This is a genomic window from Nocardioides sp. WG-D5, assembly GCF_054031175.1.
In genome coordinates, this window is the sequence record NZ_CM132928.1 from 83,207 (window position 1) to 100,207 (window position 17,001).

The 17,001-nt window shown below is 69.8% G+C and carries 13 protein-coding genes; 3 read left to right on the plus strand and 10 right to left on the minus strand.

Annotation, left to right across the window (positions count from 1 at the left end; genetic code table 11):
• Window positions 1-9: 9 nt before the first annotated feature.
• The gene (locus ACWZJV_RS00460; RefSeq protein ID WP_457179831.1) at window positions 10-645 is read left to right on the plus strand and encodes a class I SAM-dependent methyltransferase; all 636 of its coding nucleotides are present in this window, start codon (window positions 10-12) and stop codon (window positions 643-645) included.
• On the opposite strand, the gene ACWZJV_RS00465 is transcribed toward ACWZJV_RS00460, so the two are convergent.
• Genes ACWZJV_RS00465 through ACWZJV_RS00475 form a run of 3 tightly spaced genes read right to left on the minus strand, consistent with a single transcriptional unit; the run spans window position 622 to window position 3,784 of the window.
• The gene (locus ACWZJV_RS00465; RefSeq protein ID WP_457179832.1) at window positions 622-1,728 is read right to left on the minus strand and encodes a prenyltransferase; all 1,107 of its coding nucleotides are present in this window, start codon (window positions 1,726-1,728) and stop codon (window positions 622-624) included. The genes ACWZJV_RS00460 and ACWZJV_RS00465 overlap by 24 nt on opposite strands.
• A gap of 7 nt (window positions 1,729-1,735) precedes the next feature.
• A complete protein-coding gene (locus ACWZJV_RS00470) occupies window positions 1,736-2,503 on the minus strand; it encodes a class I SAM-dependent methyltransferase (RefSeq protein WP_008360027.1) in 768 nt (255 codons plus the stop codon).
• Window positions 2,504-2,506: 3 nt separating this feature from the next.
• Window positions 2,507-3,784, minus strand: coding sequence for a glycosyltransferase family 4 protein (locus tag ACWZJV_RS00475; protein WP_457179833.1), 1,278 nt, complete (start codon window positions 3,782-3,784; stop codon window positions 2,507-2,509).
• A 129-nt stretch (window positions 3,785-3,913) separates the two neighbouring features.
• On the opposite strand from ACWZJV_RS00475, the gene ACWZJV_RS00480 reads away from it, so the two are divergent.
• A complete protein-coding gene (locus ACWZJV_RS00480; protein ID WP_008360030.1) occupies window positions 3,914-4,531 on the plus strand; it encodes a DUF1707 domain-containing protein in 618 nt (205 codons plus the stop codon).
• A gap of 7 nt (window positions 4,532-4,538) precedes the next feature.
• Here ACWZJV_RS00480 and ACWZJV_RS00485 read toward each other — a convergent pair whose 3' ends face one another.
• The 4 genes from ACWZJV_RS00485 to ACWZJV_RS00500 form a co-directional block, all read right to left on the minus strand.
• Window positions 4,539-6,530 carry a phosphocholine-specific phospholipase C gene (locus ACWZJV_RS00485; protein ID WP_457179834.1) on the minus strand — a complete coding sequence of 664 codons (1,992 nt, stop codon included), beginning with the start codon at window positions 6,528-6,530 and terminating at the stop codon, window positions 4,539-4,541.
• A gap of 48 nt (window positions 6,531-6,578) precedes the next feature.
• The gene (locus ACWZJV_RS00490) at window positions 6,579-8,147 is read right to left on the minus strand and encodes an ArnT family glycosyltransferase (protein ID WP_457179835.1); all 1,569 of its coding nucleotides are present in this window, start codon (window positions 8,145-8,147) and stop codon (window positions 6,579-6,581) included.
• A 65-nt stretch (window positions 8,148-8,212) separates the two neighbouring features.
• Entirely contained in the window at window positions 8,213-9,511 is a 1,299-nt protein-coding gene (locus ACWZJV_RS00495; protein WP_457179836.1) for an MFS transporter, read from the minus strand.
• Window positions 9,512-9,520: 9 nt separating this feature from the next.
• A complete protein-coding gene (locus ACWZJV_RS00500) occupies window positions 9,521-11,170 on the minus strand; it encodes an ArnT family glycosyltransferase (protein WP_457179837.1) in 1,650 nt (549 codons plus the stop codon).
• A gap of 147 nt (window positions 11,171-11,317) precedes the next feature.
• Between ACWZJV_RS00500 and ACWZJV_RS00505 the strand changes: the two genes are divergently transcribed.
• On the plus strand, window positions 11,318-12,514 hold the full coding sequence (locus ACWZJV_RS00505) for a macrolide family glycosyltransferase (protein ID WP_457179838.1): 1,197 nt from the start codon (window positions 11,318-11,320) through the stop codon (window positions 12,512-12,514).
• A 106-nt stretch (window positions 12,515-12,620) separates the two neighbouring features.
• On the opposite strand, the gene uvrB is transcribed toward ACWZJV_RS00505, so the two are convergent.
• The 3 genes from uvrB to ACWZJV_RS00520 all read right to left on the minus strand — a co-directional run bounded on the left by uvrB (window position 12,621) and on the right by ACWZJV_RS00520 (window position 16,918).
• Window positions 12,621-14,747 carry an excinuclease ABC subunit UvrB gene (gene uvrB / locus ACWZJV_RS00510; protein ID WP_008360043.1) on the minus strand — a complete coding sequence of 709 codons (2,127 nt, stop codon included), beginning with the start codon at window positions 14,745-14,747 and terminating at the stop codon, window positions 12,621-12,623.
• Window positions 14,748-14,812: 65 nt separating this feature from the next.
• Window positions 14,813-15,241 (minus strand): hypothetical protein, encoded by a 429-nt coding sequence (locus ACWZJV_RS00515; protein ID WP_457179839.1) that lies wholly within the window; start codon window positions 15,239-15,241, stop codon window positions 14,813-14,815.
• Window positions 15,242-15,307: 66 nt separating this feature from the next.
• Window positions 15,308-16,918 carry an ArnT family glycosyltransferase gene (locus ACWZJV_RS00520; RefSeq protein ID WP_457179840.1) on the minus strand — a complete coding sequence of 537 codons (1,611 nt, stop codon included), beginning with the start codon at window positions 16,916-16,918 and terminating at the stop codon, window positions 15,308-15,310.
• Window positions 16,919-17,001 lie beyond the last annotated feature (83 nt).

Genomic DNA, 17,001 nt, shown 5'->3' on the forward strand with positions numbered 1-17,001 from the left:
GGTGCCCGGGTGTCTACGCCTGAGATGCCCGCGGAACTACTCAAGCACGCCCTCGACGCCACGGGGTTCATGCCTCCCGAGGAGGGCATCGCGCTGTTCGAGTACGCCGTGGAGCGGCTGCCCCACGGCCCGGCGGTCGAGATCGGGACCTACTGCGGCAAGTCGTCGATCTATCTCGGCGCCGCGGCGAAGCTGACCGGCGGCACGGTGTTCACCGTCGACCACCACCACGGCAGCGAGGAGAACCAGGCGGGATGGGAGCACCACGACACCAGCCTGGTCGACCCGACCACCGGGCGGCTGGACACGCTGCCGACCTTCCGGCGCACGATCGAGCAGGCCGGTCTCGAGAACGAGGTGGTCGCGGTGATCGGCGCCTCGACGACCGTGAGCCGGTGGTGGACCACGCCGGTCTCGTTCCTCTTCATCGACGGCGGCCACGGCGTCGAGCCCGCGCAGCTGGACTACCGCGGCTGGGCGCCGAAAGTCATGCCCGGCGGCCTGCTCCTGGTCCACGACGTCTTCCCCGACCCGGCCGACGGCGGCCGGCCGCCGTACGAGGAGATCTACCTCCCCGCGCTCGCCTCGAAGCAGTTCGAGGAGATCGACGCGGTCGGATCGCTACGCGTGCTGCGACGCCTCTGACGTCTCGCAGCCACACTCCAGCGCCAGCTCCTCGAAGCGGGCGGCGAGGGAGGTGCCGCGCATGATCCCGGAGCCTGCGGTGGAGCCGCCGTATCGCTCCCCCAGCGCGTCCGCGGCCAGGATCACGGCCGCGGCGGTGAAGGTGGAGTGCTCCTCGGGCCAGAAGGCGTTGGGGTTCGGATTGGGGTAGCCGGGCGACTCGTAGACCCAGCCGGTCCAGTAGCCGCCGTCGTCGGCGCGCATGTGCTGCATGTCCTTGAACAGACCCAGCGCCCGACGGTGGTCGCCGAGGTTGTCGAGCGCCATCACCAGCTCGCACGTCTCCGCTCCGGTGACCCACGGGTTGGTGTCGACGCAGAGGGCGCCGAGTCCGGGGCGTACGAAGTGGTCCCAGCGCGACTCGATCAGGTCGTGACCCGCGGCGCCGACGACGGCACCGCCGAGGACCGGGTAGTACCAGTCCATCGAGTGGTGCGACTTGTCCTCGAACGAGTCGCGGTGGTGGCGCAGCGCGTGACCGAGCCGGCCGCCGACGATCTCCCACTCCGGCTGCGGGTCGTCCATCAGGTCGGCCAGGGCGACGCCGGCGCGCAGCGACTGGTAGATCGAGGACGAGCCGGTGAGCAGGGCGAACGGGTCGCGCGGCGTCCAGGCGATCCCGCCGAAGGGCAGCTGCAGCCCGACCACGAAGTCCAGCCCGGCGCGTACGGAGGGCCACAGCCGCTCCACGAACGCCCGGTCACGCCGGATCAGCCAGTGGTGCCAGAGCCCGACGGCGAAGTAGGCCGACATGTTGGACTCGCCGATCGTCTCCACCGGAGCCCCGGCGACGATCTTCATCGGCCAGGAGCCGTCGGCGTTCTGCAGCGACGGGATCCAGTCGTACGCAGCCTCGGCCTCCTCCACCAGACCACCGACGAGCAGGCCCATGGCCGCTTCGACGTGGTTCCAGATGTCGGTGTGCTGGCCGGGCACCCACGGGATCGCGCCCGACGGCTCCTGGGCGCGGGCGATCGACCCGGCCGTGGCAGCGATCTGGGCAGGGGTCAGCACCCCGTCGACGTACGGGATCTCGACTCGCATCCGAGAATCAGCCGGCCGAGTTCGGGTCCGAGGCGATGGGGCCCGGCTTGCGGAAGTAGAGGACCATGCTCTTACCGATCACCGGGTCGAGGACCTTGCCGGCGAGCCGCAGCGGGAGCGGGTTCTTCATGATCTCCCAGACCAGGAGCTGGTGATAGGCCTTCACCAGGACGTGCTTGTCGTTGTCGACGCCGACGGCCGACTTGAGCCACCAGTAGGGCGCGTGCAGGCCGTGGGCGTAGGACTTGCCCTCGAAGATCATCGCGTCACCCGGCGTGCCGTCGTTGGGACGGCCGGCCTTCGTGACCTTGTCGATGAGCTCGTGGTCGGTGTAGATGCGGATGTGGCCGCCGGTGGTGTTGTGGTAGTCAGCGGAGAGCTTCCAGTTGACGACCTCGGGCAGCCAGCGCGGCACCGAGATCGCGAGGGTGCCACCGGGGCGGAGCACCCGGACGAGCTCCTTGATGGCGTCGACGTCGTGGTGGATGTGCTCGAGCACCTCGGCCGCGACGATCCGGTCGAACTCACCGTCGGCGAACGGCAGCGACAGCGCGTCGCCCTCCTTGACCTCCGCGTTGGCGCCCGCAGGAACCTCGTCGCGCATCGCGAAGAACCACTCCGAGACCTTGGCGAGCTCCTCGGCGTCCTGGTCGAACGCGATCACGTCGGCGCCGCGGCGGTACATCTCGAAGGCGTGCCGGCCACCGCCGGCACCCATGTCGAGCACGCGCTCTCCGGCCTTCAGGCCAAGGCGATCGAAGTCAACGGTGAGCACGGCTCACTTCCTTCCGTTTCGTTGGTCGAGCTTGTCGAGATGACCGAACTCGTCGATGGACTGCTGATAGAGAGCAGTCATTCGCTCGGCGACGGCGTGCCACGAGAAGTGCTCCTCGACCCGGGCACGCCCGGCGGCCGAGTAGCGGACCCGGCGCTCGGGGTCGTCGAGCAGCGCCGCGATGGCCTGCTCGAGCTCCTCGGTGTCGCCCGGGGTGACCAGCTTCGCGCACAGGTCGTCGGGGCCGACGACCTCCGGGATCGCGCCGGCACGAGAGACGACGAGCGGGGTGCCGCAGGCCATCAGCTCGGCGGTCGGCAGCGAGAAGCCCTCGTAGAGCGAGGGCACACAGGCGATCTCCGCCGAGCCCATCAGCTCCACGAGCTCGGCGTCGGAGATGCCGTTGACGAAACGTACGTGGTCCTTGATCGCCAGCGTCTCGATGAGCTGCTCGGTCGGCCCGTCCTTCTTGGGCTTGGAGACCAGAACCAGCTCCAGGTCGCGTTCGGTACGCAGCTTGGCGAAGGCCTCGAGCAGGAACGCGATGCCCTTCAGCGGGGCGTCGGCGCTGGCCATGGCCAGGATCCGGCCCCGGACGCGGGGCCCGGTCGGCGGGACGAACTCCTCCGGCACGCCGAGGTGCACGGTCTGCACGCGGTCCGTGGGGACGCCGAAGTCGGTGAGGATGTCGCGCTTGGAGTTGTCCGAGGGCGTGATCACGTGCCGCAGCTGGGAGGCGACCTTCGCCTGCATCTTCACGAACGAGTACCAGCGCCACACGCCGAACTTCTTCTTCCAGCCCTCGGCGCTCTCCAGCTCGATGCGCCGGTCGAACGAGATCGGGTGGTGGATCGTGGTCACCAGCGGCAGGCCGAGGTCGGGCTCGATGCGCAGCAGCGGAAAGGCGAGCGTCTGGTTGTCGTGGACGATGTCGAAGTCGTCCGTGCGCTCCCTCAGGACCTTGAGGACGCGCTTCGCGAAGGTCAGCGGCTCCGGGAAGGCACCCGTGCGCATCCGCGCCCACTCCTCCACATCGACCAGGTCGCGGATCTCGGAGAGCCTCGGGTTGCCGAACGGGTCGGGCTCCTCGTAGAGCCCCAGGCTCGGCACCTTGGTGAGGGTGACACCCTCCCCCTCGAGGTCGAGCTCGGGATAGGGCTGACCGGAGAAGACCTCGACGGTGTGCCCCAGCTTGGCGAGCTCCCGGCTCAGATGGCGGATATAGACGCCTTGACCGCCGACGTGCGGCTTGCTGCGATACGACAGCAGAGCGATCCGCATCCGCCACCTCCCTCGAAACTAGGCAGAGCAAAACTAGAACGTGTTCTATACTAGCAGGTAGCCAGCGCCAGTCACTCTAATGCAGCCGCTTCAACAGACGATGCCGGGCTGTGCGTCTAGGCTGGTGCCGTGGAGGGTTTCTGGACCCGGTTCCGCCTCGACCCGAGGCAGGCCGACAACGCACACATGCGCGCCTCCGATGCCGATCGGGAGGTCGTACGCACCGTGCTGACCGACGCGTTCGCCGACGGCCGGCTGACCCGCGAGGAGCACGACGAGAGGGTCGGCACCCTGCTCGAGGCCCGTACGCTCGGCGAACTGCCCGCGCTCGTCGACGATCTCGTGGTCGTCTCGCCGGTTCCCGCGGAGGCCGCGGCCAGCCTGCCCGAGGCGCTCAGCTTCCGCGAGCAGGGGGCGGCCGCCTACCGCAAGGAGTTCCAGGAGGCGATCGCCACCTTCCTGATGGTCAGCCTCATCACCTGGGGCATCTGGCTGTTCACCACCGCCCCCGACGGGCACCCCTGGCCGCTCTACCCGATGCTCTTCCTGGTCGTGAACCTGGTCGGCACCGGCGTACGCCGCGAGGCGATCGTGCAGCGTGAGGTGCACCGCCTCGAGAAGAAGGCCGCCAAGAAGGCGGCGAAGAAGCCATCGCAGGACGAGATCGAGGCAGCCCCCGAGACGGCTGCCCCGATCCTCGACCCGCCGGGTCAGTCCGAGAAGGACCGGCCCGGCGATCCCTCCTGAGCCGCCGCTAGGCGCCCAGCTGCGGGTCGCTCACGGAGGGACGTCCGTTCTCCAGGTGCCCGGCGAACCCGCGGGACCAGGGCGTGCCCGGGATCGTCAGGGTCAGGTCGTACCAACCGCCGGTGGCGCGCGTGTCCACGTGGCGCGAGCGGATCCTGCCGGCGTACGCGCTGGTGATGTCGGCCTTCCCGGGCGCGGTCACGGTGAGTCGCTGGGAGCGGCCCTCGCGCCGCAGCCCGGCGGCGGTGGCGGGGTCGGAGCCCGCGGTGCCGGCGTAGGAGCGGAAGAAGCCGTTGGGGCCGTGCAGGTGGATCTCGTAGTCGCCGCTGACCGGCCACCGCACGGAGAGGCTGTCGCCCGCGCCGACGGTGTAGCTGTGCGGCGCGCCCTCAGGAGCCAGGAGCCGGGCCTGGAAGTGCGCACCGACACTGCCGGTGTTGCGGATCTCGACGGCGATCGCGCCGGCGGCGACGGTCTCGACGACCTCGAGCTGGTAGGGCGTCGGGCGAGCCGGGCGCGAGCCCCGCTCCTGGGTGGGCATCGTCCCGTTCGCCGGCGCCTCCGGGGCGTAGTCCGGGTGGCGCTCGCGGTCGGCGGGCTCCCATCCGCTCGTGTCCGGCAGCGTGGGCGGCTCGGCGGTGCGGGAGAAGTCGAAGGCGGAGGTCAGGTCACCGCACACGGCGCGGCGCCAGGGCGTGATGTTGGGCTCAGCGACCCCGAAGCGCTTCTCCATGAAGCGCAGGATCGAGGTGTGGTCGAAGGTCTCCGAGGAGACCCAGCCGCCGACGCTCCACGGGGAGACGACGAACATCGGCACCCGCGGCCCGAGGCCGTAGTGACCGTCGCCGTGTGAGCCGGTGTAGAGCTCGTGCTCGGTCGAGACGGTCGACTCCCCCGGCACGAGCGGGCTGTTGATGTGCGGCGGGACCAGGTGGTCGAAGAAGCCGTCGTTCTCGTCGTAGGTGATGAACAGCGCGGTCTTCGACCACACCTCGGGGTTCGAGGTGAGCGCGTCGAGGACCTTGGAGATGTACCAGGCGCCGTAGTTGGTCGGCCAGTTCGAGTGCTCGGAGAAGGCCTCCGGCGCCGCGATCCAGCTGATCGAGGGCAGGGTGCCGGCCTCGACGTCGGCGCGCAGGATCTCGAAGTAGTCCTGCCCGTCGACCGCGCGGGTGCCCCTGCGGGCCTTCTCGAAGAGCGGGTCGCCGGGCTGGGCGTCCTGGAACTTGTTGAAGTAGAGCAGCGAGTTGTCGCCGTAGTTGCCGATGTAGGCGTCCACCTTCTCCCAGCCCCACCAGTTGTCGCCCTCGGCGTTGAGGCCGTTGCCCTCGTCCTGGTAGACCTTCCAGCTCACCCCGGCGGCCTCGAGCCGCTCCGCGTAGGTGGTCCAGTCGTAGCCGGCCTCGTCGTTGTAGAGCACCGGCCCGCCGCCCTTGCCGTCGTTGCCGGTCCAGCCCGTCAGCATGTAGTAGCGGTTGGGGTCGGTGTTGCCGATGAACGAGCAGTAGTAGGCGTCGCACACCGTGAACGCGTCGGCCAGCGCGAAGTGGAAGGCCGCGTCCTGTCGTTCGAGGTACGCCATCGTGGTCGTGCCCTTGGCCGGCACCCACTGGTCGTAGCGACCACGGTTGAGCGCCTGCTGGCCATCGGTCCAGCCGTGCGGCAGGCCCTCGAGGAAGGCGGCGCCGAGGTCGTCGACCTCCGGGTGGAACGGGAGCAGCTCGCCGTCGCCGTTCGGCTGGTGCCACACCGGCTTGCCCGAGGGCAGGATCGCCGGATGCGGGTCGCCGAAGCCGCGGACGCCGCGCAGCGTGCCCAGGTAGTGCTCGAAGCTGCGGTTCTCCTGCATCAGGACGACCACGTGCTCGATGTCGCGGATCGTGCCGGTCCGACGGGCCGCGGGGATGGAGGCGGCGCGCGCGATGCTCTGGTCGAGCATGGTCAGCGCGGTCGCGCCGCCGGCGAGTCCGAGAAACCTACGACGATCGATGTCAACCACAGGAGCTCCTTCAGGTGGGGGTGGGGGCCACCATGGCGGCTCAGATGTTCACCGCGGCGACAGGTGACTGGTCGTCAGGTGTCCGGCGGGCGAAGAGTTCGCCTCCGCTTGCGCGGTCAGGCCGAAGACCTCAGGCCGCAGCCGGCGGCGCAGCTGCGCGGTGACGTACGCGGCGGCGAGGAACATCACCAGGTCGGCCGCGATCAGGGCGAAGAGCCAGGAGGCATCTGCCGGTCCGTCGATCCGCTGCTGGATGTGCAGGTGGGCGACCATCGCGGAGACGACGAACCCGACCGCGGCGTAGAGCGTGATGCGCAGGTCGACCCTCTCCTCGTCGTCGCCCCGGACCCAGCGGCGGCCGACGCGCAGCAGGGCGAGCGACGTCAGCGCCGCGATCACCGGCAGGAACGGCACCGCGTACCGGGCGTGGATCCAGCCGCCGCCGGCGTGGAAGGAGGCCAGGTTGACGATGATGATGACGCAGTAGATGCCCATCAGCGCGCGCACGGCCAGCTCCAGCCGACGCTCCAGGAGGGTCGGCTCCGGTCCGGGGATGACGACTCGGCGCATCACCCCGTCCGGCCGTGGCCGGGCCTTCGCGTTGACGTCGAGCACCATGCCGGTGACGGTGACGGCCAGCGTCGCCGCGGCGGCGACGATCCAGATCTTCGGGATCACGTCGTCGGCCCACAGCGAGCCGTAGAGGTGCAGGTAGAGCTCCGGGTTGACCAGCTGGAAGAGCGTGTCGCCGTGGGTCTGCCGGGAGAACTTCTCGAAGAGCGCCGCGGAGGCGGTCGCGTCGCCGTAGAGCATGATGTTGCGTACGTAGAACCAGCCGATCACGACCACCGGCGCCAGTCCGATCCGGACCGCGAGCAGCACACCGCGGCGGAACGTACGCATCGTCGGGTCGCGCAGCCACAGCGCGGCGAGCACGCAGCCACCGAGCACGAGCACCGCCACCAGACCGGTCGAGCGGAAGCTGGCCGCCGCGACGCCGGCGACGGTCGCCCAGATCAGCCGGTCGCGGGTGACGCCCTCGCGGACCATCCGGAACCCGAGCAGCAGCGTCATCGAGGCGGCGACCGTGCCCCAGCCGTCGTTGTAGATCGCGCCGCCGTCATAGGTCACCACGCCGCAGCCGAGCACCATCGCCGCGGCGAGCACCGGCACCACCCGGCGCCTGGGCACCAGCTCACGAGCGAGCAGCCCGACCAGGATGATGCTCAGCGCGTAGCCGAGCGCGTTGAGCAGCCGCATCCCCAGGAGCGTGACCCCGACGTTGCCGACGGCGTCGCCGAGCCAGACCAGCGGCAGGCTCATCACGTAGAACAGCGGCGGGTGGTTGGCGACCCAGATGTCGCGGCGCGGCTCGTCGAGCCCGAAGAGCGCCTCGGCGAACTGCGGATAGCGCACCGGGTCCGCCGGGGTGTTCGTGTCGATCGTCGGCAGGACGCCCTGGGACAGGACGATGGCGTACGCCGCGTGCTGCTTCTCGTCGGCCTTCAGCAGTGGCGGCATCCCGATCGCGTACTGCGCACTCATCGCGAAGCCGAGCACCCCCAGCAGGAGCAGGCAAACGGTCACCTGGGACAGCGAGCGCGGAGGCGTGGGCACCTCGACAAGCTAGTGCGCCTCGGTGCCGTCCAGGTGACGTCCGGGCGAACGGCGTCGATCGCTTTTCAGTCGGCGACCATCGAGGAGCCGGCGGCGACCTGCTCCCGGGTCGTACGCCGCCGCACGTCGCGCCGATGACGCCAGATCTGCACCACGCCGAGGCCCCAGAACAGGTACTGCACCGACATCGCCCAGCGGAACGCCTCCGGCGTGTAGGAGGTCGAGTCGCCCGCGGTGCGCCAGTCGAGGATCCAGCCGACCAGCACGATCACGAGCAGCGCGGCGACGAAGCCGCCCTGGTTGATGATGCCGCTGGCGCTCGCCATCCGGGCCGGCGGGTTGCTGGTGCGGCCGACGTCGAAGCCGATCATGGAGGCCGGTCCGCCGAAGCCGACCACGCACATCAGGAGCAGCAGGACCGGCAGCGGCGCCTCGCCCGGCCAGGCGAGCACGAGGGTCCACACGGATGCGATCACCGCGATCATCGTCAGTGCCAGGGTCGAGCGGTGCCAGGGATGGCGGCCGGCGAGGATGCCCATCACCGGCCCCGCGGCCAGGGCGGCGACGACGGTGACGGAGAGCAGGGTGCCGGCGAGGGTGTCGGAGAGCCCCTCGGAGGTCACCAGGAACGGGAAGCCCCACAGCAGCCCCATCAGGTGGGAGCTGAAGGGGGTGGAGAAGTGGATCCAGAAGCCCAGGCGGGTGCCCGGCTGGTACCAGGACGCCTTCAGGCTCCGGAAGACCTCGCGCGGCTTGAGGGCGATGCCGCGGCGGTGCCGGGCGCCGGGGCCGTCGTGGACGAAGAGGAGCAGCAGCACCAGCAGGACCGGTCCGATGAGCGCGGCCGTCAGGTAGGCGCGGGTCCAGCCGAGGTGGCCGAGCGCCCAGGTCATCGGGACCGCGGCGGCGATCGCGCCGATCTGGCCGATCGTGCCGGTCAGCTGGCTGACCAGCGGAACCTTGCGGGTCGGGAACCACGACGGCACCAGCCGCAGCACGCAGATGAACGTCATCGCGTCGCCCATCCCCACGAACGTACGTGCCAGCAGCGCCAGCGGGTAGGAGTCGGCGAACGCGAAGCCGGCCTGCGCCACCGCGAGGATCACGGCGCCGGCGGAGAGAACCGTACGCGACCCGAACCGGTCCACCAGCAGCCCGACCGGCACCTGCATCAAGGCGTAGACCAGCAGCTGGAGCATCGTGAAGACGGCCAGCTGGCTGGCGCCGATCCCGAAGCGCTCGGTGGCCACCAGCCCGGCGACCGCGAGGCTGCTGCGATGGAAGACCGCCAGACCGTAGACCGCTACGCCGATGCCCCACACGAGCCATGAGCGTGCGGATGACTGGGGATCTTCGTGGCTCACATAGGGATGCTACGGGGTCTTCGGGGTCGCCGAGCTCCCGGTGCTGGCCCGTGGACGGCTGGCAGCGCCCTCGGTCACAGCCCCTGTCGTCACGGGCGCGGCGAGGGTGCGGGCAGCGTCGAAGGTGCCCGGTCGCATCCGCCGCCGCAGCTCGGTGGCCACGTACGCGGCGACGGCGAACATCACCAGATCGGCCGTCACCAGGGCGACCAGCGCGAAGGTGCTGCTGACCGGCCCGTCGACGTACTGCTCGGTGTCGAGGTGGCAGACCAGGCCGACGACCATGAAGGCCAGCGAGACGCCCAGGCCGATGCGCAGGTCGCGGGCCTCGTCGGTCGCGGTCGCCCCGGAGGTCGGACCCGTCGGGATGGATCGGAGCGGGAAGACGCGGCCCAGGCGCAGCGCGGCGAGCCCGGCGCCGGCGGCGAGGAACGGCAGGAACGGCACCGCGTAGCGGGCGTGGATCCAGCCACCACCGGCGATGAACCCGGCGACGTTGACCAGGATCAGCAGGCAGTAGCCGCCCAGGAGCGCCCAGATCGCCAGGTCCTGGCGGTGCTGCATCGTGCTCTGCGGAGCGAGCTGGATGCGCTGCAGGACGCCGGTGCGGCGCGGGTTGGCCTTCGCGGCGGCGTCGAGCACCAAGCCGACCAGGGTGAGGGTGAGCACGATGACCGCCGCCTGGCTCCAGGTGTTGGCGATGTTGCCATCGGTCCACAGGCTGCCGAGGAGATGGCCGTAGAACTCGGGGTTGACCAGCTGGAACAGCGTGGTGCCGTTGGGCTCGCGTCCGAACTTCTCGAAAAGCGAGCTCGACGCGGTCGGGTCGCCGTAGATCTGGATGTTGCGCACGTAGAACCAGCCGAACACGACCACCGGCGCCATCCCGATGCACGCCGCGATCCCGACCGCGCGCCAGAAAGTACCCCGCAGGAACGTACGCAGCGACGGCTCCCGCAGCCACATGGCCACCAGCACGCAGAGACCCAGGAAGAAGACCGCGACCAGGCCGGTCGATCGGAGGCCGGCGGCCGCCACCCCGACCGCTGCCGCGGCGATCAGGCGCTCACGGGTCACCCCCTGGCGGATCATCCGGAAGCCGAGGAAGAGCGTCATGAACGCCGCCGCCGAGGACCAGCCATCGTTGTAGATCCCGCCGCCCAGGAACGTCATCGCGCCGCAGCCGATGCACATCGCCGAGGCGATCACCGGGACCGCCGGACGCCTGGGCACGAGCTCGCGCGCCAGCAGCCCGACCATGATCGTGGTCAAGGCGAAGCCGAGGGCGTTGAGCAGCCGCATCCCGAGCAGCGTCAGCCCCGGCGAGCCGACCGCGTCGCCGAGCCAGACCAGCGGCAGGCTCATCACGTAGAACAGCGGCGGGTGGTTGGCGACCCAGATGTCACGGTGGGCCTCGTCGGCCCCGAAGAGGCTCTCGGCCAGCTGCGGGTAGCGCACCGGGTCGTCGGGGATGTCGGTGTCGATCGTCGGGAGCGTCCCCTGGGAGAGCGCCACCGCGTACGCCGCATGAGCCCGCTCGTCGGCCTTGAACAGCGCCGGCATCGCGATCGCCACCTGGGCGCTCATCGCGAAGCCGAGCACACCCAGCAGCAGGACGCAGATCGTGGATTGGGACGCGGAGACCCGGGGAACGGACACATCTACGACCGTAACGCGCAAAACTGACGAGACACGCGGCCCACGGCTCACGTGCGGTGAACAGACCGCGACGGGCAGGTGAGCGAAGGTCGACGCGAATACTCGGTCGCTCCGGCCGTCGCCGGGCCGATAGCGTTCAGCGATGTCATGACTATTCCACCGCGCCACATCGCCATGGTCGCCTCTCCCGCGATCAGCCACGTCCTCCCGAGCCTCGAGCTGATCAAGGAGCTGGTCGCGCGCGGCCATCGGGTCACGTACGCCACCCACGAGTCGATGTCCGACGCGATCAAGCCGACCGGGGCCGAGCTGGTCGCGATGCCGACGGTGCTGCCCGTCGAGGACCGGCAGTGGCCCGAGGACCCGGTCGCTGGGATGGGCATCTTCCTCGATGACGCGATGCTCGTGCTGCCGCATCTGCACGCGTTCTACGACACCGAGCCGGCCGACCTCTACCTCTACGACATCGGCGGCTACGCTGCCCGGGCGCTCGCCGAGAAGCAGCAGCGTCCGTTCGTGCAGCTCTCGCCGACGTTCGTGGCCTGGGACGGGTACGCCGAGGAGGTCGGTGCACAGGTGCGCCAGCTGCCGGGCTACGACGACTACCTCGACCGGTTCTCGGCGTGGCTCGAGGAAGCCGGGGCGACCACCCTGGATCTGGACACGTTCGCCGGGGCGCCGAAGCGCGCGCTCGCGCTCATCCCCCGGGCGATGCAGCCGAACGCGGACAAGGTCGATGAGAACGTGGTCACCTTCGTGGGGCCGTGCTTCGCGCTCGACTCGGACGAGACCTGGACCCGCCCCGCCGGCGCCGAACACGTCCTGCTGGTCTCCCTCGGCTCGGCCTACACCGGCGACGCTTCCTTCTTCCGCGCCTGCATCGAGGCGTACGCAGCCCTCCCCGGCTGGCACGTCGTGATCTCGATCGGCACCACGCTCGACCCCGCCGAGCTCGGCGAGCTCCCCGGCAACGTGGAGGTCCACCGCTGGCTGCCGCAGCGCGCCGTTCTCGCAGCGGCGGACGCGTTCGTCACCCACGCCGGGATGGGCGGGAGCAGCGAAGGCCTGATGGCGGGCGTGCCGATGATCACGGTGCCGCAGGCCGTCGACCAGTTCATGAACGCCGACCGGCTGGTCGACCTGGGGGTCGCCCGTCGGATCGACGCCGAGGACGTCTCGGCGGCTGCGCTGCGTACGGCTCTGCTCGAGCTGCTCGAGGACCCCGACCGGGTCGCCCGGTCTGCTCAGCTGCGCGCCGACGCGCTCACCGAGGGCGGCACCCGCCGGGCTGCTGACCTGATCGAGGGCATGCTCGACCGCTGGTCGAGCCGCCGGAGCCGCTAGGCGGAGGCGTGTCGAGACCAACACAGTTCACGTCGGCGCTCGATAGGACTGTGTTGGTCTCGACACGCTCGCTGGCGCTCGCGGCTCGACCAGCAGGGAAGCCTCTTTACTTAGTGGCTTCCATCATCTGCCTGAGCTCCTTCTTGAGCTCGGAGATCTCGTCACGCAGCCGGGCAGCGACCTCGAACTGGAGCTCGGCGGCGGCGCCCTTCATCTGGTCGGTGAGGTCGCCGATGAGCTGGGCCAGGTCGGAGGAGGGGAGGCCGACGAGGCCGCGCTCGCGGGCCTCGCGGGCGGCGTCGCCGAGCATCGGGGTGGGCGCCTTGGCGGACGTCTTGCCCGCGCGGCCCTTGGCCTCGGTGCCGGCCCAGGTGTTGAGCAGCTCCTGGGTGGACTCGTCCTCGCGGGCGAGCATGTCGGTGATGTCGGCGATCTTCTTGCGCAGCGGCTGCGGGTCGATGCCGTTGGCCTCGTTGTAGGCCATCTGGATCGCGCGCCGGCGGTTGGTCTCCTCGATCGCCGACTCCATCGAGGGGGTGATCTTGTCGGCGTACATGTGCACCTGGCCGGAGACGTTTCGGGCCGCACGGCCGATCGTCTGGATCAGCGACTTGTCCGAGCGCAGGAAGCCCTCCTTGTCGGCGTCGAGGATCGAGACCAGCGACACCTCCGGGAGGTCGAGACCCTCACGGAGCAGGTTGATGCCGACCAGGACGTCGTACTCCCCCAGCCGCAGGTCGCGGAGGAGCTCGATCCGCTTGAGGGTGTCGACCTCGGAGTGGAGATACCTGGTCCGGATCCCGGCGTCGAGCAGGTAGTCGGTGAGGTCCTCGGACATCTTCTTGGTGAGCGTGGTGACCAGGACGCGCTCGTTCTTGGCGACCCGGTCGTTGATCTCGCCGATCAGGTCGTCGATCTGGCCCTTGGTCGGCTTGATGATCACCTCGGGGTCGATCAGCCCGGTCGGGCGGATGATCTGCTCGACGGTGTCGCCGCCGACCTTGTCGAGCTCGTAGTCGCCCGGTGTCGCGGAGAGGTAGATGGTCTGGCCGATCCGCTCCAGGAACTCCTCCCACTTCAGCGGCCGGTTGTCCTGGGCGCTGGGCAGCCGGAAGCCGTGCTCGACCAGGTTGCGCTTGCGGGACATGTCGCCCTCGTACATCCCGCCGACCTGCGGGACCGCGACGTGGGACTCGTCGACGACGAGGACGAAGTCCTCCGGGAAGTAGTCGAGCAGACAGTTGGGCGCCGAGCCACGCTCCCGGCCGTCGATGTGCATCGAGTAGTTCTCGATCCCGGAGCACGATCCGACCTGGCGCATCATCTCGATGTCGTAGGTCGTACGCATCCGCAACCGCTGCGCCTCGAGCATCTTGCCCTGCTTCTCGAAGGTGCTCAGCTGCTGGTCGAGCTCGGCCTCGATGCCGTTGATCGCCCGCTCCATGCGCTCGGGACCGGCGACGTAGTGGGTCGCCGGGAAGACGTAGAGCTCCTGGTCCTCGGTGAGCACCTCGCCGGTGACCGCGTGCAGCGTCATCAGTCGCTCGATCTCGTCACCGAAGAACTCGATCCGGACGGCGTGCTCCTCGTAGACCGGGAAGATCTCCAGGGTGTCGCCGCGCACCCGGAAGGTGCCGCGGGTGAAGGAGAGGTCGTTGCGGGTGTATTGGATCTCCACCAGCCGCCGCAGGATCGAGTCGCGGTCATGCTCCTCCCCCACCCGCAGCCGGATCATCCGGTCGACGTACTCCTGCGGGGTGCCGAGGCCGTAGATGCACGACACCGTGCTCACCACGATCACGTCGCGCCTGGTCAGCAGGGAGTTGGTGGCCGAGTGGCGCAGCCGCTCGACCTCCTCGTTGATCGAGGAGTCCTTCTCGATGTAGGTGTCGGTCTGAGGGACGTACGCCTCCGGCTGGTAGTAGTCGTAGTAGGAGACGAAGTATTCGACCGCGTTGTCCGGGAACAGCTGGCGCAGCTCGTTGGCGAACTGCGCGGCGAGGGTCTTGTTGGGCTGCAGCACCAGCATCGGACGCTGCAGCTGCTCGGCGGTCCAGGCCACCGTCGCCGTCTTACCGGTTCCTGTGGCACCGAGGAGGACGACGTCCTTGACGCCGTCCTGGATCCGCTTGGTGATCTCCGCGATCGCCGCCGGTTGGTCGCCCGAGGGCTGGTAGTCGGAGACCACCTTGAACGGGGCGACACGACGCTCGAGATCGGTGACAGGACGCATGATGTCCAGGCTACTCGGGACCACCGACAGTCTTGGTGCCCTCGACCTCCACGCCGACGCTCGGACTAGTCCCGCCGACGAAGCACCATGACCACCGCCGCCGTCCGAGCCAGCCCCGCGATCGGCCCGAACGGCAACGCGAAGCCCCACCAGTAGGCGAGCTCGAACGGGAGCAGGGCGATCGAGAGCCACCCGCCGAGGCGCGGACGCGTCCACAGCAGAGCGCCGACCACGGCCTCGGCCAGGCACACCGCGGTGAACCCGGCCAGCAGCAGCACGGTCGTCGGGATACCGACGTCGACGAACGGGCCGTCGCCGTAAGTCGGGAAGCCCATGAACATCCACACCTCGCCGTCATGGGTCGCGAGGTGGTAGGTGCCATAGGCGGCCGGGATGCCGAAGCCGACGCCGAGCAGACCGGACAGCACCGCGGCGATCCTGTTCCAGACCGTCGATGCCGTGCGGTGGGAGCTCGGGATGGCGTGGGTGATCATGCAGTCACCCAACCGCGCCCCGCGCCCCGGAGAGCGAGTAGTGCGCTACCTGTCTCGGGCGCGGCGCTAGAGAGGAGCCCGCAGGGTCCCCTCCACATCGGCGAAGCCCGGGCCGGAGAACCCACGAAGCGGCCCGACACCCACACCTTCGTCCGCACGTGGCCGCCAGACGAGCGGGAGTGCCACCGCGGCGAGTGCGCAGAGTCCGCCGGCGACGAGGACGACGTACGGCACCAGCCGGAGCTCCGGGAGCATGACATCCGCGCCCACGCGGATCTGCGTGCGCACCGAGACGGCGAAGGTGGCGGCGGCCATCCCCAGCAGGAACGCCGAGACGATCGCGGCGGCGATCTCCTCGCGCCGGCGGACCTCTCCCCACGGGACCGCGTCGACGATGGCCAGGAGGCCGACCGAGAGCACGATGGCCACCAGCGGCATGATCGTCATCAGGTAGCGCTCGTGCGGGTTGCCGCCTCCGGAGCGGAACTGGGCGAGGTTGACGATGATCACGAACGCGTGCGCGATCAGCACGAGCAGACCCACGGTCGCCACCGACGGGACCCGGGGTGCGCCGACGACGAGGCCGTGCTCCCGGCCGTGGTCACGCAGCCGCGCCACGACACCGAGCGCCAGCCCGAGCAGCGCGACGAGCGTGATCGTGTCGATGACCCAGTGCAGCCCGGTGCCGCGCAGCGGGAGGGGCACCCACAGGTGGTCGTACCAGCCGTGCCAGAACCGTGGCGCGGTCATCACCTCGAACCAGGTGTCCACCTGCACCCGCTGGTAGCGCTCCAGGAGCGCAGAGCTCGCGGTCGGGTCGCCGTAGAGCACGATGTTGCGTACGTAGAACCAGCCGATCGCCAGGCCCGGCACCCCGGTCGCGATCGCGGTCAGCCAGGTCGCCCGGAGGAAGCCCTTCCAGGTGCGGTCGCGGAGCAGCAGCGTCACCCCGAGCGCGGCACCGCACATGATCACGGTGATCACGCCGGGCGCCTTCGTCGCGGCGGCCAGCGTGCCGGCGACCGCCATCACGATCATCCGGTTCCGCGTCACGCCGAGCCGCAGGATGCGCAGGGTCGCGAGCACGGTCAGCGACGAGGCCGCCACCGCGACGCTGTCGTTCATGATGAACCCCGCCGCGACCGCCAGCACCGCGGGCGAGGCGGTGATCGCCGTGGCGAGCATCGCCGCCGCGGGACGCCGAGGGGTGACCTCGAAGGCGATCAGCCCGACCAGGAACACCAGCGCCCCGTACGCCAGCGCGCTCGTCGCCCGCATCCCGGTGATCAGCACCTGCGGGTTGTCGAGCGCGTCGGCGAGAGCGACCCACGGCACCCCGAGGAGGTAGTAGAGCGGCGGGTGGTTGGCCGTCCAGATCATCCGGTGCCGGTCGAACTCCTCCCCGTTCGCGCCTCGGGCGATCTGCGGGAAGCGGTCCCGGTCGAGGGCCACCGGCGAGTCGATCGTGGGCAGGTCGCCGGCGTGCAGGGAGATGGCGTACGAGGCGTTCGGTCCCTCGTCACGTGCGTGGTAGGACAGCGCGTGCGTGGTGGCGAAGTAGAGGCTCATCGAGGCGGCGAACGCGGCCAGCAGGGCCAGTACGGCGACGAGCCGGGCCGAGGGCCTGGCAGGCGCGTCCGTCGACTCGGAGGCCAGGACAGCAGTGGCGTGACTCATCGCACGACTCCCGTGAGTTGGGCAGCTTCATGAGCCCGCACGCGCTGAGCTCGCGCCGAACGGTAGAGCACATCCGGTCCGCC

Coding starts and splice junctions, on each gene's coding strand:
- ACWZJV_RS00520 (WP_457179840.1), bottom strand. CDS start 16,918: ATGAGTCACGCCACTGCTGTCCTGGCCTCCGAGTCGACGGACGCGCCT.
- ACWZJV_RS00465 (WP_457179832.1), bottom strand. CDS start 1,728: ATGCGAGTCGAGATCCCGTACGTCGACGGGGTGCTGACCCCTGCCCAG.
- ACWZJV_RS00505 (WP_457179838.1), top strand. CDS start 11,318: ATGACTATTCCACCGCGCCACATCGCCATGGTCGCCTCTCCCGCGATC.
- ACWZJV_RS00475 (WP_457179833.1), bottom strand. CDS start 3,784: ATGCGGATCGCTCTGCTGTCGTATCGCAGCAAGCCGCACGTCGGCGGT.
- ACWZJV_RS00515 (WP_457179839.1), bottom strand. CDS start 15,241: ATGATCACCCACGCCATCCCGAGCTCCCACCGCACGGCATCGACGGTC.
- uvrB (WP_008360043.1), bottom strand. CDS start 14,747: ATGCGTCCTGTCACCGATCTCGAGCGTCGTGTCGCCCCGTTCAAGGTG.